Below are 23103 nucleotides of genomic sequence, written 5' to 3'. Positions count from 1 at the left end.
GATATGAAAAATTCAGAAAGTGAATACCGAGTTGAAATGACCGGAATATCAAAAAGTTTTGGCGTTGTTTCTGTACTCGATGGTGTAGATTTTAAAGTAAAGCATGGTGAAATTCATGCTTTACTTGGCGAAAACGGAGCTGGCAAATCTACATTGGTAAAAATTCTTAGTGGTGTTCATCAAAAAGATACTGGGAAAATTGTACTAAATGGAGAAGAAATAAACCCGAAAAACACGCACGAAGGTCAAGTTTTAGGTATTAGTGTGGTATATCAAGAATTGTCTTTGGTCAATGATTTATCGGTCGCAGAAAATATTTATTTGCACAAATTAGGAGCGAGTAAATTTTGGATGAATTGGAAAGAAATAACTAAAAATGCACAAGAATTAATAGATTCTTTAGGGTTTAAAATCGATGCATCGGCAACTGTTAGAGACTTAAGTATTGTTCAGAAACAAGTAGTAGAAATTGCGAAGGCATTATCTGAAGACACTAAAGTGTTAGTACTGGACGAGCCAACAACTGTTTTTGATCCAACCGATACTCAAAAATTATTCGAGAACCTTTTTAAATTAAAGGAAAAGGGCATATCAATTATTTACATTTCACATCATTTAGAAGAAATTATTAAAATAGCAGATTCTGTTACCGTTCTTAGAGATGGTGTAGATACAGGTAGTATGGCCGTATCAGAAACAGATACAGATGGTATAATTCATTTAATGATTGGTAGAGAATTGAAAGATTTATACCCTACACGTAATGTTGAAATAGGCAAAGAACCCATTTTTGAAGTTAAAAATTTAACGGCTAAAGATACCTTGGTTCATGATGTGTCATTTTCAGTGAGACCTGGTGAAGTACTAGGAATAGCAGGTTTGGGTGGTAGCGGAAGAACCGAAACAGCCAAGCTTATTTTTGGAGCAGATAAAAAGAAATCTGGTACCATACTATTAAATGGGAAAGAAATAAATACGAATACTCCCGTAAGCGCTGTAGGCCACCAAATTGGTTTTGTATCAGAAGATAGAAAAGAAGAAGGTGTGTTTTTACCACTTTCTATTAGAAGAAACATTAGTGTTACCAGTTTTGACTCTATCTCTAATAAATGTGGTTTTATCAATGTAAATAACGAATATAAAAATGTTTTGGGTTTAATTGAAAAATTGAATGTTAAAACGCCAAGTTCGGAAATTGACGTTAAAAATTTAAGTGGAGGAAATCAGCAAAAAGTAGCTTTAGCAAAATGGTTAAGTATAGATAGTAAGGTTATTATTATTGATGAGCCTACACGAGGTGTCGATGTTGGTGCTAAAATAGAAATCTATAACCTAATTAACGAAGTCGCTAAAAAAGGAGTAGGGGTAGTGGTTATTTCTTCGGATATGCCAGAAATAATGGGGATAGCAGATCGTATTCTTGTGATGCATGAAGGTACCTTTTATGGAGAACTACCAAAAGAAAAATTTTCTGAAGAAAACATTTTACGTTACTCCATTGGAGAACCATTAAAATAATACAGTTTAATGATTAAATAATCTAAATTATGGCCTTAACAATAAAAAAACAACTAAGTAGTCCTGGAGGTGTGCTTAAGTTTTTAGTAAAATATAACACGATATTCATTTTTATATTGCTGGTAATTTTTTCAGCATTAATTTCAGATGTGTTTTTTACCTCCACAAACCTTTCTAATTTATTAAAACAAGTATCTGGTATTGGTATTATTAGTATTGGTATGTTAATTGTGATTTTAACTGGCGGAATTGATTTATCAGTAGGGTCTATGGTTGCTTTATTAGCGGTAACCTTTGCTATTTTAGTAAACATAATTGTTTTACCCTTAGCCATTCTAATAACACTTAGTATCGGCTTTGCACTAGGAAGTGTGTCAGGTTACCTGGTCGCCTATCAAAAAATGGCTCCTTTTGTTGCAACATTAGCGTTAATGACCATTGCAAGAGGGCTGGGTTTTATTTATTCTAAGGGGTCACCAATTACTTTTAAAACCCCAGGAGGCGAGTTTATGTCTAATTTTGCAAATAATTCAACTTTGGGAATCCCTAATATTGCATTAGTATTTTTCCTTATCGTTATTTTAGTTATGGTGATGTTGCGCTATAATGTATTTGGCAGATTAATTATAGCTATAGGTAGTAATGAAGAGGCTTCCCGCTTATCAGGCATAAAAGTAAATAAATATAAGTTTTTAGTATATGCCATTTCAGGAGCATTAGCTGCTACCGCTGCAATAATTGTGGCATCTAGAACAAATTTAGGGTCTCCTAATATGGGAATGGCCTGGGAGTTAGATGCCATTGCTGCTGTAGTAATTGGTGGCGCAAGTTTAAATGGTGGTAAAGGAACTGCTATTAATACCTTAATGGGAGTGCTTATTCTGGGATTAATAGGGAATATCTTAAATCTATTAAATGTACCATCTTATCCACAACAAGTAGTAAAAGGCGCTATCATTATTTTTGCGGTATTACTGCAACGTTTTGAACGTAAATAAATATATAGAAAAAATGACTAGTTATAAATTAAATAGCCTGAACTTACCTAAGTTAAAAGACAGTGTTTCTATTCCTCAATACAATAGAGAGAAAGTAAAAACAGGTATTGTGCATGTTGGCGTTGGTGGTTTTCATAGAGCACATCAGGCCTTTTATACCGATCAATTATTAAACGAATCAGTAACAGATTGGGGTATTTGCGGGGTCGCATTATTAGATTTCGATACCAAAATATACAATACCCTAAAAGATCAAAACGGGCTGTATACACTTGTGGTAAAAGAACTGGATGGCTCCTTAACAAAAAGAGTTATAGGCTCTATTGTAGAGTATTTGTTTGCCCCCGAAGATCCATTACTAGTGATTGAAAAAATGGCTAGTCCAGAAGTTAAGATTATTACATTAACCATTACGGAAGGTGGCTATAATTATAATGAAGCTACAGGTGAATTTGATTTTGAAAATCAATTGATCCAACATGATCAAAAACATCCACAAGCACCAAAAACAATTTTTGGATACTTAACTCAAGCTCTAAAACTAAGAAAAGAGCGTGGCTTAGTAGGTTGTACCATACAATCTTGCGATAATATACAAGGTAACGGACACATGACCAAAAAGATGTTATTGAGTTATGTACTCGTTGCTGAACCAGAATTAGCACCTTGGATATTGCAAAACGTCTCCTTTCCTAATGCTATGGTAGATAGAATTACACCAGCAACAGCACCAATTGATATAACCAATTTAAAAGAAACCTCGGGAATTGATGATGCATGGCCAGTTGTCTGTGAACCCTTTATACAATGGGTTATAGAAGATGATTTTATTGCAGGAAGACCAGCTTGGGAAACCGTAGGGGCACAATTTGTTGAAAATGTAGCGCCATATGAAAAAATGAAATTAAGTTTGCTAAACGCAGGTCATTCTATACTAGGTATTATAGGTGCTTTAATGGGGTATTCCACCATAGATGAAGCCGCTAATAATCCTGACTTACATGCGTTTTTACGTGCATATATGAAACATGAGGTTATACCAATTTTGGGTAATTTAGAAGGTATTAATTTACAAAAATATGAGGAGTCATTACTACAAAGATTTGGAAACAGCTATATAAAAGACCAAATAGAAAGAATTTGTTCTGAAAGTTCTGCAAAATTCCCAATATTTATTTTACCTACCGTAAATGCACAACTCAAACAAAAAGGCTCATTAGATTATGCTGCTTTAGTAATAGCTGCATGGGCAGTATATAGTTTAGGAAAAGATAAAAATGGCAACACTATACATCGTAAAGATGCTATTAAAAATATTTTACAAGAAAAGGCCTTGGCTTCAAAAGAAAACCCGCAAGTCTTTTTAGAAATAGAGTCTGTATTTGGTAAACTTAACCAATCGGAAATATTTGTTGCTGCGTATACTAAAGCATATCAAAAGATAATAACCTATGGTATTGAAAAATGTGTGGCAGATACGAACAGTAAGATTTTAAACAAAAATTAAATGAAAAATATAGTTTGCTTCGGAGAAATTTTGTGGGATGTTTTTCCTAATCACAAAAAAATTGGTGGTGCACCTTTAAATGTTGCCATAAGATTACAATCTTTAAAAAATAATGTTGCTATAATTAGTAGTAGAGGTGATGATGCCAAAGGTGAAAAAATAATAGAATTTATAAAGGAACATGGTGTTGATGCTGAACATATTCAAATTGATAAAAAATTAAAAACTGGAAAAGTAAAAGTAATGTTGAATCAAAAAGGGTCGGCCTCTTACGATATTAAATTTCCACGAGCTTGGGATAATATTCAGTTAACTGAAGACGCTAAGGAAATTACTAAAAATTCGGATGCCTTTATTTTCGGGAGTTTAGTTGCAAGAGATGACACTTCAAGAAAAACGATCTATGCCCTTTTAAAGTTGGCCAGCTATAAAATTTTTGACGTTAATCTTAGGGAACCATATTATACCAAAGAGGTTTTAAATAACTTGATGAACGAAGCAGATTTTATTAAATTTAACGATGATGAAATTTTCGAAATAGCGAAGCAATATGGAGGTTCTCAACGATCTCTAGAACAAACTATAAAATTTATAGCAGAACAAACCAACACCAAATCAATATGTGTTACAAAAGGCCGCCATGGCGCTATTCTATATTATAAAGACGCCTTTTATTACAATAGTGGTTATAAAGTAGTTGTTGTTGATACCGTTGGAGCTGGAGATTCTTTTTTGGCTTCTTTAATAGATAAATTACTTAAAGGGGCGTCTCCTCAAAATGCCATCGACTTTGCTTGTGCAGTTGGTGCTTTAGTGGCAAGTAACGAAGGTGCTAATCCCAAAATAAAGACTCAGGATATTGAAAGTTTTATGAATTCTTAATTTTACTCAAATACTATTTTATATAGCTTTATCTATTGGATAAATTCATTGGTTTTAACTATTTTTGAGACCAATAAGATACCATTATCTTCTTATACCAATTATTATCTAAAATGAGCTATAAATAATTTGAAATATATTGCCAGAAAAAAGATGATACATTTTTTTAATCATATGGAAGTTTTATGAATTCAATGAATCAATTAGGTCTTGGAACAGCTGCTATAGGTCGTCCGCAATATATTAACATTAGATATCCTAATGTAGTTCAGACAAATTTAGAAATTTTTAGAAGCAATGGATTTAAGTTATTAGAAGAAGCTTACAATTTAGGCGTGCGTTATTTTGATACAGCACCTGGTTATGGTTTAGCGGAAGGTTTATTATTAGAATGGTTACAAACTAAAAATGATCCTGCTATTCAAGTAGCAACAAAATGGGGATATACGTATGTCGCTAATTTTGATGCCAAAGCAAAAGTTCATGAAATCAAGGAACATAGTTTATCTAAATTGAATGAACAATGGGAGGTGTCTAAAACATTTGCATCAAACTTAAAAGTATACCAAATTCACTCTGCTACTATAGAAACAGGTGTTTTAAAGAACGAAGCTATTCTAAACCGACTTGCCACCTTGAAATATGAATATGGTTTAGAAATTGGTATCACTACAACTGGAGCCAATCAAACTGAAGTCATTAAAAAAGCTTTGGATGTTGAAGTAGCAGGCCATGCTTTGTTTGATGCTTTTCAGGTAACTTACAATATTTTAGATCAAAGTTTAGAAACCATATCAAACGAGCTTTTTGAACAAGACAAGAAAGTTATTATTAAAGAAGCGCTTGCAAATGGGCGACTCTTTAAAAATAGTAATTATAAACACTATAAGGAACTCTATAATACTTTAGAGAAACTGGCTGAAACACACCATGTTGGTACAGATGCAATTGCTTTAAAATTTTGCCAGCAAAACATGCCAAAAAGTATGGTTTTAAGTGGTGCCTCAAGCAGTGAGCATTTAAAATCCAACCTTAAAGTAAATAAGGTTATTTTATCTAAAGAAGAATTAAGAGAATTAAAAAGACATAGCATAAATTCTAATAATTACTGGCAAGAACGAAAACTGCTTGCTTGGAATTAACAGGCAACTGCGGAAGAATATTTATAAAACCAGAGCCTTTAAGCATTACCATACACATACTTCTACAAAATATTTTATTAGGATTAAACTAAGTAAGAACTTGAACCCATTTTGGCATGCTAGAGCAGGGGTATTCTAAAATATACCCTTCATTGGGTATGTTCAAATATACTTGTTGACAATATATTTGCTATATACTGGTTATTAATTATAAAATCAAACATTATGGTATCTTATAGATTTGGAGGGGAGAAAGGACAAAAAATTAACTTAAAAGAAGCAAACTCACTTGTCGCAATTCGTTTTAATCAAGAACATCTAAATTGGGATCAATTGAATCCAGAAAAGAAACGATTGGTTGATAATTTAATGTTAGTATCTTCATTTCCTGAAGCCTTAGTTAATATATATCATTGTAATGCTCTTGGAGATCTTTCAGGTAAACAGATTCGAAATCAAGTACGAAAATTAGTGTCAAAGGAAGATAATGTTAGATTTGCAGGGCGTGTATTTATAGATAATGATAATGGAATACATTTATATACGGAAAACATATTTATAAAATTTAAAGAACATTTAAGTGAGCCTGAGTGTACGTTTGTTTTGGATTCATTTGAACTTAGTGTAAAGAAAAAAGTGACTTATGCAGCTAATGCATATTTTGTTGCAGCTAAATCTGGGGTTGGTAAAAAGGTTTTTGATATTGCCAATTCACTTTTAGACAAAAAAGAAGTTGAATTATGTCATCCAGAACTTATTAGATATAAAAAGAAAAAAAATATTTATGAACAACAGTGGCATTTAAAAAAAACAAAATTAAATAATACGGATGTAGATGCTCACATAAATGTATTAGAAGCTTGGAAGCATACAAAAGGTAATGAAGCTACAATTGCAATAATTGATGACGGAATAGATATTGATCATCCAGAATTCAATACAAAAGGAAAGGTTGTTCATCCTTGGGATGCAACTTTAAAGACATCCGATCCAAGACCAAAATTCAAATACGAAAATCACGGTACAGCTTGTGCTGGAGTTGCTTGTGCTTCTGGAATAAAAATGGCTTCAGGGGTTGCTCCAGATTCAAAATTAATGCCCATTCGTTTAAATTCAAATTTAGGCTCGATGAATGAAGCTGAGGCTTTTGTTTGGGCTGCAGATAATGGAGCGGACATAATTTCCTGTAGTTGGGGACCACGTGATGGGAATTGGAGTGACCCAAGTGATCCCACTCATACTAGAAGAGTTAGACTTCCAGATTCTACGAGATTAGCTATCGATTATGCAACATCTAAGGGAAGAAATGGAAATGGTTGTCTTATTGTTTGGGCAGCTGGTAATGGTAGAGAAAATATATATTTTGATGGTTACGCAAGTTATCCTAAAGTAATGGCTATAGGAGCCTGCAATGATACTGATAAAAGATCTGTTTATAGCGATTTTGGAAAAGAGTTAATTTGTTCATTTCCTAGTAACGATTTTGAATATCCACTTTTCAATCACCCAAAACCAATAACAGAAGGTATATGGACAACAGATGTACAAGGTGGAGGAGGATATAATGTTGGAGACTATACAGCAACATTTGGAGGTACTTCAAGTGCTTGTCCTGGAGTTGCAGGAATTTTAGCATTACTTGTCTCATTAAAACCTAACATTAGTTTTTCAGAAGTCATTGATCTTATCAAATTAAGTTGTGATAAAATTGATAAACACAATGCTAATTACGATAATAATGGACACAGTATATATTATGGATATGGTAAACTAAATGCTGGTACTCTAATAGGAAACGTTTAACTATTATTCTATATTAATTTATTATAAAATGATTTTTCCTTTATAAATTTGTTATATTTGAAACTGGTTAACCAATTTGGTTTTCCAATTATTTAATTTAGACATAATGAAAAATTATTTACCCGTATTTTTACTGTTATTAATTATTAATGTTCAAGCACAAATTGTTAGTAATAATACCGAGCTTCAGAACGCTATTTCAAATGCACAAGCTGGTACAGTTATTGAACTTGTTGATGGTACTTGGGTGGATGTACAAATATCAATTAATGTAAATGCTACAGACTCTCAACCATGTATAATTAAAGCTCAAAATCCTGGGAATGTGTTTTTTGAAGGACGTTCAAATATCAGTATAGGAGGGAGCTACATTATTTTTGAAGGTATTATTTTTCAAAATGCCTCAGGTCTTATTTCAAATAATGAAAGAATTGAACCAGTTATTGAGTTTAGAGATACCAATAATAACCATTGTGTAAATTGTCATGTAAGGAATGTAAAAATAGATTCATATAATGGTACAGCAAGTCAAGAAGAAAATATTTTTAAATGGATCATTATTTATGGAGCCTATAACGAAGTGAGTTATTGCTCTTTTATAGGAAAAAATGGTGTGGGAAGTATAATTAACGACAACCATGATAACTCTACACCAGATTATTCTAAAATACATCATAATTATTTTGCAGATAGAGTTCCTGTAGATAATGATGTTAATGGATTAAATGACCAAGACGCGATACGAATAGGAGTAAGTACTACGTCTCTTTCGGATTCATTTACAGAGGTTTATGATAATTTATTCAATAATTGGTCAGGTGAAGTAGAAATTATTTCAAACAAAAGTGGAAGTAATAAATATTATAATAACACCTTTAGAGATTATCAAGGTACCTTAACTTTAAGGCATGGAAACAATACAGAGGTTTATGGTAACTACTTTTTTGGAAATAATAATCCATTTTCAGGAGGCGTAAGAGTTATTGGGGAAGATCATAAAGTGTATAATAATTATTTTGAAGGTCTTAATTACAGAAAGCCAAGTGGATCAGGTTCTAATACTACTGGAGGAATAAATATATCTAATGGTAAGCCTGGGTCTGCACTCAATGAATACTACCAAGTTAAAAATGTACAAATAGTTAATAATACTTTTGTTAATTGTGATTTAGGCATTAGAGTGGGAACGGTTGTTAATAGCAGCTTAACTTTGGCGCCAGAGAATGTTATTATAGCAAATAACATCATGTTAAACTCTAGTATTTCTGCATTACAAGAAATTACTGCTCCTACGGGAGCTTCAAAGTATGAAGGTAATATTACACAAAACGGAAATTGGGATTTAACCAATGGTGTAAATTTTAATCAGACAGTAGCTTCGGGGCTGCTAACTAGTGGTACCGATTTTTATAGGCTAGTATCTGGAAGTGATGCTATTGATGCTGGAGTAGGGGTGTATTCATTTTTAACAAAAGATATTCTCTATGGGAATAGAGAGGCGAGCTTTGATGCTGGAGCAGAAGAATTTGGATCTGGTGGTACGGATGGTCCTTATAAGGTTGCTAATGTTGGGTCTACAGTCGGTTTTGGCGCTTTAAATACATTGTCTGTTAGTGATGTGAATTTGGATAAGAACGTTATTAAACTTTATCCTGTGCCAGCCAATGACGAGTTGATTATTTCAAAAAATAATGATGTTATTGGGGCTATTAAAATATTCGATATTCAAGGAAAATTGCTTCATACACAAAATATAGAACTGAATAGAACTAAAATTGATATTAGTAATTTTTCATCTGGTATTTATATTTTGAAAACTATTAAGACTGCAGTTCGTTTTGTTGTTAACTAAGAACCTGAGTTCGACGTAAGTTAAATGAGGTTGTTTTTGTAAAATGTTGTTCATATTTATTGACTTTTATCTATGATCCTTACATCGATAGGTTACGAGTGCTAATCAAAAACTTTAAAATATTAAGAAACTGTTTAAATTTAATCCTTTAGTCTTTTTGCAGTCTTAAGCCCTCATTCAGCAACAAAATTTCTTTAGATAGCGATGCTATTCGCCTTTATTTTGCCTTGACTGAGAGCCTAACCCACCCAAACTAATTCCAAAAACAAAACTTAAACAGTTTCTAAGTATGGTAGTTGCTCTTTACTGTTAATTTTTAGTTAGAGTTAGCGCATCGAAATTAAGCCCTGGATTTCTCATTTCTACTTTTAATTCATAAATCCCTGCTTCTAATTCAATATCACCAGCTAATTGATTCGTAAAAATATTCCAACTACCTGTTCCTACGCCTTGAAAAACTAATGTCTCTTTTTCATCAAATTTTAAAACTAATTGACCAACTGTAGCATTAGCAGAAGCTATAGAAAAGTTCACTCTATATGATCCTGTTTCTAGTACCTCTACGGTGTAAGCTAGCCATTCACCATCATTAGTCCAACCAACATTAAAACTTGGAGTAGGCCCTCCACTAATGTCTACGCCATCATTTCTATAACTGTTACCTCTGTTATTACCATCATAATCACTATACGCTACACCTTGTCCGCCTGTGTTATAATTTTCAGCTTCTAAAGTTCCTGGGAATTCTATTATTCCATCATAGGTTCCCGAAATACTTATTATTTTACTAGTGGTTTCTATAGTTAAATTATAAAGCCCAGAAGCAGTCGATATTAATTGTAAATTATCATCCCCGTCATCGCTTACCTTCATTAAAGCAGAAACCACATTGAAAGAAGAAAAACCATATTGTTCTTCTGACGATAAACTAGGTTCTTTAAAAGCTCTAAACACCTCTCCTGCACCTAAACTAATACTCTTAGCAACATATTTACCTGGTTCGACAGCTGCTATAGTTATAAACGAAGATTCATCCCAACCTGTGGATGCTGTTAGTAAATAAATAGGATCAAGTGCAAAATCGTTTGGAATAAATGTTATTTCGCCCATTAGAGGCGTTGTATCTAAAATTACTTTGTTATCTATTTTTGGACTAAAACTCATTTTGTATGAAAGGGTATAGCTTTTATTTATATCTAAATTAGAGGCTACAATAATTAATACACCTTCGTCAACATTATTTTCAACAGATATGTCTGTAATTTCATTTTCGTTCTCATCAGTTAAGATAAACTCTAGTCCATCTTTATATTGCATAACACCATTATTTAGTGCTTTCCAACTAAAGGTTAAACTGTTTACATTAACGCCATCTGTAGGCGTTACAATTGGTTGAGATAACATCAGGTTTCTAGCTATCCAATCTTTAGAAACTGGAAACAAATCAGCATAAAGTTTTACCGATTGGTTCTCATTTGTATCTATATTATATACCTGAAAGTTATAAGTCTCTCCAGAATCAAGTCCTGTTACAACTAATGTATCAATAGCAGCATCAAAAACAATGGTTTCTATGCCATAATCGACTATTGTTTTGTCTGCTTTATTGTCTGTGGGCTTATCCCAACCTAAATAAACTTGTTCTATACCTATATAAGTTCTTAAGCTGTCTATCCTACCTGGATATACTGTTTCTGTGAGATACTGGTTATGTTTATCATCTAAATCATCACAAGAAAAACAACCAATTAAGAGTATAACTGCTATAATTAAATTATTAAATTTCATAATATTCTATTTTTATATTTAAATAACATTTTATGGGAATCCAAGTTTTAATTAGGATTACCATAAATAGATAGCTCTGATGCATAACAAGTTCCGTCAGCTTCATCAAAACGTTGAAGCCCTCTGTATTCTAAGTATCTAAAAGGTTTTGTGAACCTGGGGTCTTCTTCATAGACAATGAAATGATGACCATCTAAGGCTTCTTGTTTGGCTTCAATTTCATCAAATGGTTTAACAATAATAGCTTTGCGTATGCGTTCCCAATTTACTTTATCGTTACTTATCCATAATTCAAAGATCTCAACATTTCCATTGCTGTATGCATTTCCAGATTGATCTTTACCAGTTTCTATCTGGTTCCAATCTTGCTGCCATACTCTAAAACGACTCATGACTACTTCTTCTCCTAAATCGATATAATAAGAAAACGGTATGCTTCCAGATAGTCCTGTACTAAAAAAGTTTTTATTTCTTAGAATACCATCGTCTACTATGCCGTCCCAAAAAAATTGAATTTCGCCATCGGGGTTACGTTCTTCTGCATTCCAACTGCCTTCAAAACCGCCTTCTTTTTCTGATCGAATAACCGTTCTGTTTTGTGTTATTTCCATACCTTGATCATCTAGTTCTACCCATGTTTCATGCATCTCATCTGGTAGCAACTCATCTCTTAAAAAAGAAAACTTAGTTTTATCTAGTAAAACATCTCCTAGTGGTTTAATGTTAAAAACTTTTGCTGATGTTTTATTCTCAAAATCATCTTCAATAAAAACAGAAATATCATGAGGGCTGGTTTCTAAATTATCAATTAAAATTCTTTCTGATAACTCATTACTAGCAAATTTCTTTATTACAGTAAAATTATTGACTGTATAACTTACCCCTATAACAACATTCTTTCTTTGGGGATTTTCCCATCTAACAAAAACACTTGAAAAAGACGGAATGATTTCTACTGTAGTTAAAACAAGTTGTGTTGTTGGTGTTAAAGGTGTTACTTCTTGAATTACTGGTTTAGATTCGTTACCTGTTCGATCTACAGCAATCAGTTCTACGGTGTATGGCTTTAAAGAACCTAAGCCATCTATTTTTAAAGAGTCTGTATAAAAGCTACTTGATCTAAAAATAGTTTTGTCGCTATCTAGTTTATATACAGCTTTTACAAGTAATACATCTTCATCTTCTGGAACGTCATAGAAAAATGTGCCTCCTCCATTACTTGGTTCGAATGTGACATTAGTAATTTCTTTTGGAGGGGTAGTGTCTCCGTTTGTATCGTCGTCATTACAAGAACAAAGAACTATTAACATACCGAAGCATAAAAAAATAAAGGCTTTTATAGTATATGATTTATAATTAAATATATATTTTTTCATAATTATTCTTATTAATTTATCGATCCCAACCTGGGTTTTGGATTAGGTTAGAGTTTAGCCTTAACTCGTTTAACATTATTGGAAATAAATAATCGCGCGGCGTTATCCAGTTACGGGTTTGTTTGGTTGTTAACTCGTAAAATTCGCTTGTTAAATCTTTGTCTACATTCCAACCAAGAATAGGGTCTATAAAAAACTGAGTCGCACGTTTCCATCTACGAATATCATCATAACGATGTCCTTCAAAACTTAGCTCAATCATTCTTTCTGTATGAATAATATCTCTTAATCCAGCTTTATCGGTATGTTTTCCTGTATTTTTAACAATATTAGCATCACTATAAACTGTTTCAATATTAGGAATTCCTGCTCGTGTTCTAATAACATTTAAATCATCGTAAACACGTTGCTCTGGACCACTATACTCATTACGAGCTTCTGCTCTCATAAGATATAGTTCTGATAACCTCATTATTGCTCTGGGATAAAATGTTGTAGTTTCCCATCCTTGATCGGATGTTGTTTCTGGGTGCACAAACTTTTTTACACCAATACCTGTCCAAAAATAATCTGTTGCATGCGTTTGTCCTCCTGGACTTTCTCCAAAACGCATTTTTAAATTATTACGGGCTTGTTGTGCTCTCCAGATTCCTCTATCTGTACCCAACCAGGCATAAAAACGAGGTTCTCTGTTTAAGTATAGATTAACTGTGCGCTCAAGTGGTTGCAAATAGCCTCTAAAATAATCATCATCTTCAGGAATTTCTCCAATGCTTAACCTATTTTCATAATTAAATGTTTTATCATCATTAATAGGAACGCCATTTTTAGTGTAAAATAATTCGGTCATACGGTGACTTACTCCCATCCATTGCCAAGCATTTGATGTTACTGTGCTGCCTTCTGCACGTATATTAGTAGCAGTTTGAAAAGTAAACCCGCTACTTCGATCATTTATATTAGAAAGCCCCCAAATAAGCTCATTATTCCAAGGTTCTACAATAGAAAATCTTAAGCTATATGCGTGTTTCATAATTCCAGATACCTCCCAATCATCTCTATCAAAGAAATAAGGTTCTTGATTATATACATACATTGATTTTCCAACAGATAATGCTTGAGCAATAGCTTCTTCGGTAGCATCTAATGCCAGTTTCCATTTTTCTGGATCTTCTTCTAAATTAAAATAAGGTGAACCTTCTTCATTTATAAACGAACCATAGAATTCTGAATTTCCATTAAAAAGTGGGCTTGCTGCATACATAAGGACTTTAGCCTTAATACTCATGGCTATAGTCTTATCTATTTGACCAAGATACGATTGTGTTCTACTCTCATCTAAATCTGGAATAGCTTCGTCAAATAAATTAATAACATAATCAAAACAAGTATCTACAGGCTGTCTATATTGTTTTACTGACTCGGGATCCTCAGATGGTGCTAGGTTTTCATCGGCTATTATAATTGGACCATATCTATTTATTAGGTAAAAGTGATAAAAGCCTTTAAGGAATTTAACTTGAGCAATCCAATCTACTCTTTCAGTTTCTGTTATGTCTGGTACTCTAGAAATACTATTTAAAAAGGTATTACATACTCGGATGCCATCGTAAAGTGCGGTTCCTGATATTCTGCCATCCCAAAAATTCAATATAGGATCATTTGCTCCCTGAAATCCACTTCTCATTATATTTATACCTCTGTTTCTATCAACCCAATCTGGATCTAATCTTGGAACAAACTCATCGCCAGCAGACTGCATGCTATTATTTACATGGTCATTAAAAGGCATAAAACTATAACAAGTAGCTAAAGCAGAAATAGCTTTTTGTTTTGTTTCAAATAAATGTTCTACTTCTACCGTATTGTCTGGCACCACATCTAAATATTCTGAACATGATACTCCTAACAATATGATTGTAAGGGTTTTTATATATTTAATAATTTTTTTCATATTATTTTATTTTTAAAAATAACTTCATGTTATAAAGAGGCTTGTACACCTATATTAATGACTCGCTGTATGGGATATCCCAATCCGTCACCTCCCATTTCTATATCCCATAGGTCAAATTTGCTTATGGTAAATAAATTAGTAGCACTAGCATAAATTCTTAGCTTCTTCAAGTTTAATTTCTTTAATGTTTCATCTGGTATAGAAAAACCCGTTTCTATATTTTTAAGTCTTAAAAAAGAGCCATCTCTTAACCACCAAGTAGATGTTTGGGTATTATTACCTACTTGAGCAGCAGATAGTCTAGGCCAAAATGCATCTGGGTCTGGATTATTTATACTCCAATAATCATTTGCTACAACTTGCAAAGCATTACGTCTGTTTACAAAGGGAGCAATACCTTCGGAGTCTATGAAAAAAGACGATTTAGCGGAGCCTTGAAAAAAGAAAGAAAAATCGAATCCTTTAAAACCAGAGGTTATACCAAAGCCATAAATAATTTCTGGACTGGTTGGGTTCCCTATAGCAACTTGGTCGTTGCCATTTATAAGACCGTCACCATTAATATCTTTATATTTAATATCTCCAGCTTGATATGGACCGAATGTTTGTTCTGGTGAATTATCAATTTCGGTTTGATCTACAAATAAACGTTCTGCGACTAACCCCCATGCTTGATTTACAGAATGTCCTTTACGATCTTGATAATCGTAAAGTATTTGACTTTCGTTTTCAATAATTTTACTTGTAGCATAGGTAAATGTAGAACGTCCACTTATCCAAAAATCTTGATTAAAAGAATAGTTGAAATCTAAAGATCCATCGACACCTTTAGACGATGCTTTTCCCACATTTCCGTAAATATTTGCAGATAAGCCTAAAGAACTTGGAATAAAATCACGTTGTAAATAAATATCAGATCTGTTTTCTTTAAAGAAGTCTACATTTAAATTAATAAAATTGGCAATACTCATTTCCAGTCCTAAATTGTATTTTTCTGCAACCTCCCAAGTTATTAGTCTGTTTGCATATCTCTCTACGGAGTATCCAGGATTAGAATTTTGGAAATTTACTCCCCATGTATATCCAGCTCCTGAGGTGTTAACTTGTGATAAAAAGAAAAAGCGATCGTCTGCTGAAGTTATTGCGTCATTTCCTACTAAACCGTAAGTGAATTTTAATTTCATGGTATCAATAATATCTTCTAAACCTTTCCAATAAGATTCGTTAGACATTAAATACCCAAAACCAATGGCTGGAAAAAAACCATAACGCTCCTTATCAGCAAATTTTTCAGAGCCATTATAACCAAAGTTGGCTTCAAATAAATACCTGGAATCAAAACCGTAAGTAAACCTACCAGAAATACCATTATTACGAGATGGTAAAGTAGAATATGTACCAGTTCCTGTTCCTTGATTCATCTTTTCTTCAGCTCGACCAACTAGTAAACCGCTAACGGCATGCTTCTTTTTAAACGTTTTGTTATATAATAAACGCCCCTCAAAATAATTACGCGAATTCGAATCACGTGATACGCTTGCATCACCTAGAGCCTCTGATCCGTCTGTATTAATTTGTTCTAAAGTATAAGTATCGGCCACTTGGTCGTAATCTTTCCACCTATAATAAAATGGGGTATAGCTTCTTGATGACGAAAATTCTCCAAAAGATTGAATTGTAAAATTCCCTGTAAAGGTTAAATTATTTGTTATCTTCGATTCTAATGTTAATTGAGATAATACGGTAGTTGAAAAATAGTCTGTAAACCCTTTTACACTTTCTGCATAAGGGTTTACGAATTCTCCATTTCCAGAATTACCAAATAAAATATGCCTTGTAAAAAGGTTTGCTTCATCAGGCGCAAAGTACTTAGGAAACTCAACAGGGTTAATAGACATAACACTCGTAAAAACGTTTGCTCCAGATATAAGAGGGGTATTTGCCCTCCTAAAGTCTGAATTAATTTTTAATCCTATCTTAGTCTTTTCACTTAATTTAATATTCAAATTAGAACGAAGGTTATAATTATCTATTTGAATATTAGAATTAAAGTCATTCTTTTCATCGACCGATAAAAGCCCATTATCTCTGTTATAAGAAGCAGCTAAATAATAATTAACTACTTTACCACCACCAGTTGCATTTATATTATATCTTGTATTTATTGCTTGGCTTTTAAACAACTCATCATACCAATTTACATTCGGGTATGCATAGGGGTTAAGGTTATTTATTGTGTTTTCGATACGTTGTACAGAATAAAAATTAGGGGCAAAAGGGTTATCATTAAATTGCGCTTGATTATAAAGTTTCATATAATCGACACCTTCAAGAACTTCAGGTATTTGTGTAGGTTGTGAAGAAGTGGATTCGTATCTAAAAGAAATTTGGGCTTTTCCTTCTTTTCCTTCCTTTGTTTTAACTAATATGACACCATTAGCTCCTCTTGCTCCATAAAGTGACGTTGCAGTAGCATCTTTCATTATGGAAAAGCTACCAATATCGTCTGGCTGTACTCTTGCAAGTTCACTAGCGGTAATTTCGAATCCATCTAAAAGAATAAGTGGACTTCTTGAATGTCCAAACGTTGTTATACCACGAACAAAAAACTCTGCATTGTCTTGCCCTGGTTCTCCACTACGTTGATATGATATTAACCCCGAAACTCGTCCTGCTAATGCCGTGGTTAAATTACTAGAAGGCACCTTAAGCTCACTAGGTTTTACAGTTGTAATAGATGCGACAACACTTTCCTTTTTTTGCTCTCCAAAAGCAACCACCACCACTTCATCTAAAGCAGCCGAATCTTCTTTTAATGTTACATTAATAACATTTTGATCATTTACTATAACTCTTATAGCTGAATAGCCAACGTATGAGAATAATAACGTATCTCCATTAGAAACTTTTAATTTATATTCACCATCAAAGTCTGTACTGGTACCTTTTGATGTTCCTTCTACCAAAACACTTGTTCCAGGTAATGGTACACCAAATTCGTCTGTAACGATACCCGAAATTACTTTTTCTTGAATATCGAAACTAACATTGTTAAGGGGGGCAATATGTTTAATTTCGTTTTCAGAATTTAATTTCAAAATTATTTGCTTGTCAATAACTTTAAAAACAATATTTGTGTTTACAAATAATTTTTTTAAAACTTTTGTAACATACTCATTCTTATGTTTTACAGATACTATTTTCTTGTAATCAATGTCATTATCACTGTATAAAATTTTAAATTCCGTTAAGGACTCAATTTCAATTAAAACTCTTTCCAAGCTTACATTTTCAAGATTTAAAGTAACTTTTGCCTTTTGGGAGTACAATTCATTAGCTTGAATTTGAAATAAAGAAACTATTAAGAAAAAAGTAGTAAGTTTCATTTTTAAGTCAAATTTTAATGGCAAAGGGACAAACCTATCCGCCATAAATGATTTTTTCATATTTTTGCTTTGTATTTAGCTGGTTAATTAATGATTTTTGGCCACTATTATAAAATCGAAAGATGTTGGTAGCATCTTTCGTTTTTTATTTGATTTCTTCTTTTAATTTAAATAATCGATATAGTGATTGTTCCGAAGGTTTTTAATGTGTTTTTAAGTCATCTGTAGTTTTTTATTTAGTTTAGGTTTAATTAATTATTACTTGGTTATTTTCAATGCTATACGCTATCGAATGATTTTCGTTAAATGATTTAAGAACCTGATCGATTGATTCAATATCAAAGTTTGCGGTAAAAAGCTTATCTCCTAAGATTTTATTATTATTAATTATATCGATATTGTAGTGGCGTTCTAGTATTTTTATTATGTCATTAAAAGCCATATGTCTAAAAACAATTTTACCATCAATCCATGCAGAATATAATTCAACATCTACTTTTTCGATTAGTGCTTCATTATTAGATTTATTCCAGGTTGCTTTATAACCAGGCTTTAAAACTATTGCTGTTTTGGTATTATAAGTACTCTCTTTATCGTATAAATTGACAGCGCCTTCAACTAATACTGTATTAATGCTCATGTCTTCTTTATAAGATGATACATTAAACTTTGTTCCTAGTACTTGAATATTGATATCGTTTGCGTTAACTATGAATGGATGCTCTACATTCTTTACTACCTCGAAGAAAGCTTCTCCTTCAACATAAACTAAACGATCTTTACCTTCGATAAACTCCACTGGGTATTTAAATGTAGTTCCCGAATTAAGAAAAACGGTAGTACCTTCTGATAATTGGATTTCAAATTGCTTACCATAAGGGACGAATAATGTGTTATAAACAAATGAATATTTCTCTGTGTTATTTTTAGACTTATAAACCAATTTTGTTTTATTCTGTGTACCTAATATGTTTCCTTTTTCATCTTTAACTTCAGATGTTTTTTCTTCATTTAAAATTTTAATTTCCCCATTATCTAATTGAAGTGTAATGGCTTCATTTGGAATATTTAATTTTGGCTGTTCTATTTTATTTCTAAAATAATCTTGTTGATATGCATAACCCAAACCAAGAAATATAATGAACAGTGCTGCATACTTAAAAACAGTATTAAGGTTATATTTATAATAAATAGACTTGTCTTTTCGTATTTTCAAAAACAACATCTTTTTAATATCATTAGTATCAATATCATTTAAATTATAGTTAATGGCATAATTGATTTGTATATAGTTCTTAAATAACAACCTGTTTTTAGAAAAAGTCAACCACTCTAAAAGTATATCTTCCTCATTATCAGTTAATGAGTCTGTAACGTATCTAACTAAGAGTTTTTTGATTTTTGGATTTATCATTTTGATACTTTATGTTAGTATTTATATATATAACAAGGCTTATTTTTAAAACCCCACCTGATTTTAAAATATTTTAGTATTTTTCATTAAAATTTAATTATAATTAAAAATGCCCAAAGACTTTTTTGATAACAAATTCTTGATAGAATCTTTAATTAAAGAAGACGAAAAAGCATATTCTTTTCTAGTTGATACGTATTATAAAAAGCTATTTGCATATGCTTTAAGTTTAACTAAAAATCATTATTCATCCCAAGATATTGTTCAGGTTGTATTTTTAAAGACTTGGGAATTTCGAAAAAAACTCAACTCTTCTTATTCGATAAAGAATTTTTTATATAAATCTGTTTATAATGAATTTGTAAATAGGTACCATAAAGACAAATCAATATCAACATTGGGTAGAATTTTTATAGAAAATTTAAATAATGTAATTGACCATAAAAACGACAGTATTTTAAAAGAAAAAATTTCTTTGGTGAATTCTGAAATTGAAAAATTACCTCCAAAATGTAAACAAGTTTTTATTTTGAGTAAAAAAGAAGGACTTACCAATATTGAAATCGCGAATTACTTGGGAGTTACTGTTAAATCGGTAGAAAAACATATTACAAAGGGGTTTTCTTTGATTAGAAAAGAAGCTAAAAAGAAAATTAAATTTATATTATTTCAACTTTGTAGATTACTAAAGTTCACCTAGTGGGGTTGCTGCTGGTTTGATGTCAAGAGTAGTTTTAGATTATTAAAAATTATGTGGAGATGATGGTATGGAATACGCTTTGTTTGAAACAAGTCTGTTCTAAACGTAGCCGAAAGGATAGGAGTGAAGTGGAAATGTGTATGAAATAGAATTTTACAACAAAGTTACTTGTAAACTGAAAATCACAATGAAATGATATATAATATTCCATCTTTTATCAGTCTAAACAGTATATAAAAACATAGTATTCTATTCAAATATTTTTTAGAAACCGTATTATTCTTATTTAGAATAAGTAAAAACAAAAACCTTATTCGGTATTATTAAAACCTTATTCAGATTTATAGTTGTTTTTATGTAAATAAATTTGCCGGAAATAAATTTTATTATTTTCGATGGGGGTTAAGCAGTTTATTTTTTTCATTTTCACTTTAATATTTTGTATTTCTTTAAATTCACAAACAACTACTATAAAAGGTGTTGTAACAACTACTTCTGGTGTTCCTTTAAGTGGTGTTCTTGTAGATATAATAGAAACTAATACAGCTGTAGTTACTAATGCAAATGGAAATTACGAGTTTAATAATATTCAAATTAACGATTTGAATATTAATTTTTCATTGTATGGTTATAAAAGTAAAAACATATTCTTCAAACCTAAAAAAGACAACCAAAATATATTAAATGTAAGTATTGAGCATCAAGATGAAATTTTAGAAGAAGTCATTCTTGTAGATAAGAGTAAAACGCAAAGACAAAGAGAGGCACCTGTTAAAATAGAAGTTATAGATATAAAGGAACTCCAGAGACGAGCTATTTCTTTACCACAAATTTTAAAACAAGTATCTGGTGTAAATATTCGTCAAAATGGAGCCGTAGGAGGAAGTACTATAATAAACCTTAATGGGATGCAGGGAGATGATATTCGTTTTTTTAGAGATGGCATTCCTCTTGATTATCTTGGAAAAGCGTTCAACCTTAGTTTTCTTCCAACAGATCAGCTTAAAAATATAGAAATTTACAAAGGTGTTTTACCAACAGCATTAGGGGCTGATGCTTTAGGTGGAGCTGTTAATTTAATATCTAATGATTATAGAAATAATGGATTAACCGCTTCGTATAGTTTTGGGGCATTTAACAGCCACCAATTTAATGTTAATGGCTATTACAAAATTCCTAAAACAAAATTATTTATAGGTTTATCTTCATATTATGTTACGTCTGACAATGATTATAAAATTTTAGTTGATATCCCTGATGAAGAAACAGCTGTTCTACAAGAAGAACATGTAAATAGATTTCATAGTGCAGCAAAAAGTACTTTTGCAGAATTTAAAACAGGGATAAAGCATACTAAAATTGCTGATTTATTAGAATTAGGGATTGCTTTTTCTGATATGCATTCGGATAGACAAAGCGATATTTGGATGCGTCAAGTATATGGAGAAGTAACGTATTCTGAAAATGCAGCTATTTTTAATACGCATTACATAAAGAAACTTGGAAAATTAAATATTGATATTTTTGGAGCTTATAGTAAAATTAGTTCTTTGTATGATGATACCCCCGAAAATTATTATAATTGGTATGGTGAAGCAACACCATATGAAACTGAAAATCATTCAGGAGAATCAGATGATGAATCACAATCTTATGAGTCTTTAAATTTTAAAAATACGGTTGGTAGAATAAATTTAACTTATAAATTGAACAAAAGCCATCAGTTTAATTTTAATCATAATTATACAAATACCAAGCGAACAGGTAGTAATCCTTTTCAAATAGAAGAAAATGGTATAGATTTTCTTAATACGCCATCCAAATACACTAAAAATGTAACAGGTTTAGGTTTTACTTCTAAGTTTTTTAACGGGAAAATATCTAATGTGCTCACTCTAAAAAGATTTGGTATTAATGGATCTGCAGTAACACCCACTATTGTAGATTATGGTGAGATTAAGAGTTTATCTAATGCGAGTTATGGTATAGGGAATTCTATAAAATATAAAATAAACAACCATCAATTTATACGGGTATCGTACGAGAACTCAACAAGAATACCTAATATGCTAGAATATTTTGGTGATTCAGAATCAGATATTCTTGGAAATACAGCATTAAAACCAGAAAGAAGTAATAATTTAAACTTAGGCTTTTATACGCATCTAAATGAAGTAAAAACGTTGTGGTTCGATTTTAATTCTTTTTATAGGTTTATAGAAAATAATGTTATTTTGCAAGCCTATTCTCTTTATCAAAGTCAATATAAGAATACTGATGACACTCAAATACTAGGAGCAGAATTTACTTTAAAATCAAACCCCATTCCCCAACTTAATTATAATGTATCTCTTACATATCAAAATATAAGGCGTAAGAATATTGAAAACAGTGGAGATATACTACTTACAGATTCTAGAAGACCCAATATTCCTTATTTCTTCGGTAGTTTTGGCATAAATTATAAACTTAAAAGAGAAATTTTAAGAGGCTCTTTTGAGTTTTATGGGAATTACAACTTCACAGAACAGTATTTATTAAACGCCATTCCAAAATCTGAAGAACCCTCACTTTTTGGAAATGCTAATTCTGAATCTAATCTTATCCCTACACAAAACTTAATCAATTTAGGACTCACTTATAAAGTAAAGAAACTTCCTTTATGGGTTAATTTAGAAACAAACAATGTGTTTAATGCCGAAATATACGATGGTTTTAGAGTACAGAAACCAGGAAGAAATTTTAATATAAAACTTAGATATTCAATAAATAATTAAATT

Annotated in this window: 14 protein-coding genes; 9 read left to right on the top strand and 5 right to left on the bottom strand. The window is 31.7% G+C overall.

All coding sequences use genetic code 11. From position 1 onward, the window contains the following. Nucleotides 1-3: 3 nt before the first annotated feature. The 7 genes from Q4Q40_RS18220 to Q4Q40_RS18190 all read left to right on the top strand — a co-directional run bounded on the left by Q4Q40_RS18220 (nucleotide 4) and on the right by Q4Q40_RS18190 (nucleotide 9702). Nucleotides 4-1518, top strand: coding sequence for a sugar ABC transporter ATP-binding protein (locus Q4Q40_RS18220; protein ID WP_303303404.1), 1515 nt, complete (start codon nucleotides 4-6; stop codon nucleotides 1516-1518). Nucleotides 1519-1547: 29 nt separating this feature from the next. Further along, on the top strand, nucleotides 1548-2516 hold the full coding sequence (locus Q4Q40_RS18215) for an ABC transporter permease (protein ID WP_303303402.1): 969 nt from the start codon (nucleotides 1548-1550) through the stop codon (nucleotides 2514-2516). A 13-nt stretch (nucleotides 2517-2529) separates the two neighbouring features. Continuing rightward, complete coding sequence (locus tag Q4Q40_RS18210; protein ID WP_303303401.1) at nucleotides 2530-4023, top strand: mannitol dehydrogenase family protein; 1494 nt, start codon at nucleotides 2530-2532, stop codon at nucleotides 4021-4023. Next, nucleotides 4024-4905, top strand: a complete 882-nt coding sequence (locus Q4Q40_RS18205; RefSeq protein WP_303303400.1) for a carbohydrate kinase family protein — start codon at nucleotides 4024-4026, stop codon at nucleotides 4903-4905. It begins immediately after the preceding gene. Nucleotides 4906-5090: 185 nt separating this feature from the next. After that, nucleotides 5091-6047 (top strand): aldo/keto reductase, encoded by a 957-nt coding sequence (locus Q4Q40_RS18200; RefSeq protein WP_303303399.1) that lies wholly within the window; start codon nucleotides 5091-5093, stop codon nucleotides 6045-6047. Between the two features lie 225 nt (nucleotides 6048-6272). Continuing rightward, complete coding sequence (locus Q4Q40_RS18195; RefSeq protein ID WP_303303398.1) at nucleotides 6273-7850, top strand: S8 family peptidase; 1578 nt, start codon at nucleotides 6273-6275, stop codon at nucleotides 7848-7850. Between the two features lie 106 nt (nucleotides 7851-7956). Beyond that, a complete protein-coding gene (locus Q4Q40_RS18190) occupies nucleotides 7957-9702 on the top strand; it encodes a polysaccharide lyase 6 family protein (protein ID WP_303303397.1) in 1746 nt (581 codons plus the stop codon). A gap of 309 nt (nucleotides 9703-10011) precedes the next feature. Here the strand turns inward: Q4Q40_RS18190 and Q4Q40_RS18185 are convergent, their stop codons facing one another. The 5 genes from Q4Q40_RS18185 to Q4Q40_RS18165 all read right to left on the bottom strand — a co-directional run bounded on the left by Q4Q40_RS18185 (nucleotide 10012) and on the right by Q4Q40_RS18165 (nucleotide 19623). Continuing rightward, a complete protein-coding gene (locus tag Q4Q40_RS18185) occupies nucleotides 10012-11490 on the bottom strand; it encodes a carbohydrate-binding protein (protein ID WP_303303396.1) in 1479 nt (492 codons plus the stop codon). A gap of 47 nt (nucleotides 11491-11537) precedes the next feature. Beyond that, the gene (locus Q4Q40_RS18180) at nucleotides 11538-12866 is read right to left on the bottom strand and encodes a DUF4959 domain-containing protein (RefSeq protein ID WP_303303395.1); all 1329 of its coding nucleotides are present in this window, start codon (nucleotides 12864-12866) and stop codon (nucleotides 11538-11540) included. 16 nt (nucleotides 12867-12882) lie between these two features. After that, on the bottom strand, nucleotides 12883-14820 hold the full coding sequence (locus Q4Q40_RS18175) for a RagB/SusD family nutrient uptake outer membrane protein (RefSeq protein WP_303303394.1): 1938 nt from the start codon (nucleotides 14818-14820) through the stop codon (nucleotides 12883-12885). Between the two features lie 29 nt (nucleotides 14821-14849). Then, nucleotides 14850-18269, bottom strand: a complete 3420-nt coding sequence (locus tag Q4Q40_RS18170; protein ID WP_303303393.1) for a TonB-dependent receptor — start codon at nucleotides 18267-18269, stop codon at nucleotides 14850-14852. A 187-nt stretch (nucleotides 18270-18456) separates the two neighbouring features. Further along, the gene (locus tag Q4Q40_RS18165) at nucleotides 18457-19623 is read right to left on the bottom strand and encodes a FecR family protein (protein WP_303303392.1); all 1167 of its coding nucleotides are present in this window, start codon (nucleotides 19621-19623) and stop codon (nucleotides 18457-18459) included. A 109-nt stretch (nucleotides 19624-19732) separates the two neighbouring features. Between Q4Q40_RS18165 and Q4Q40_RS18160 the strand changes: the two genes are divergently transcribed. Next, a complete protein-coding gene (locus tag Q4Q40_RS18160; RefSeq protein WP_303303391.1) occupies nucleotides 19733-20323 on the top strand; it encodes an RNA polymerase sigma factor in 591 nt (196 codons plus the stop codon). 395 nt (nucleotides 20324-20718) lie between these two features. Then, on the top strand, nucleotides 20719-23100 hold the full coding sequence (locus Q4Q40_RS18155) for a TonB-dependent receptor (RefSeq protein WP_303303390.1): 2382 nt from the start codon (nucleotides 20719-20721) through the stop codon (nucleotides 23098-23100). Nucleotides 23101-23103 lie beyond the last annotated feature (3 nt).

It is taken from the genome of Flavivirga jejuensis, assembly GCF_030540765.1.
GTDB classification, from domain to species: domain Bacteria; phylum Bacteroidota; class Bacteroidia; order Flavobacteriales; family Flavobacteriaceae; genus Flavivirga; species Flavivirga jejuensis.
Note: the sequence above shows the minus strand (reverse complement) of the source record. Positions and strands in the feature narration are given on the sequence as shown.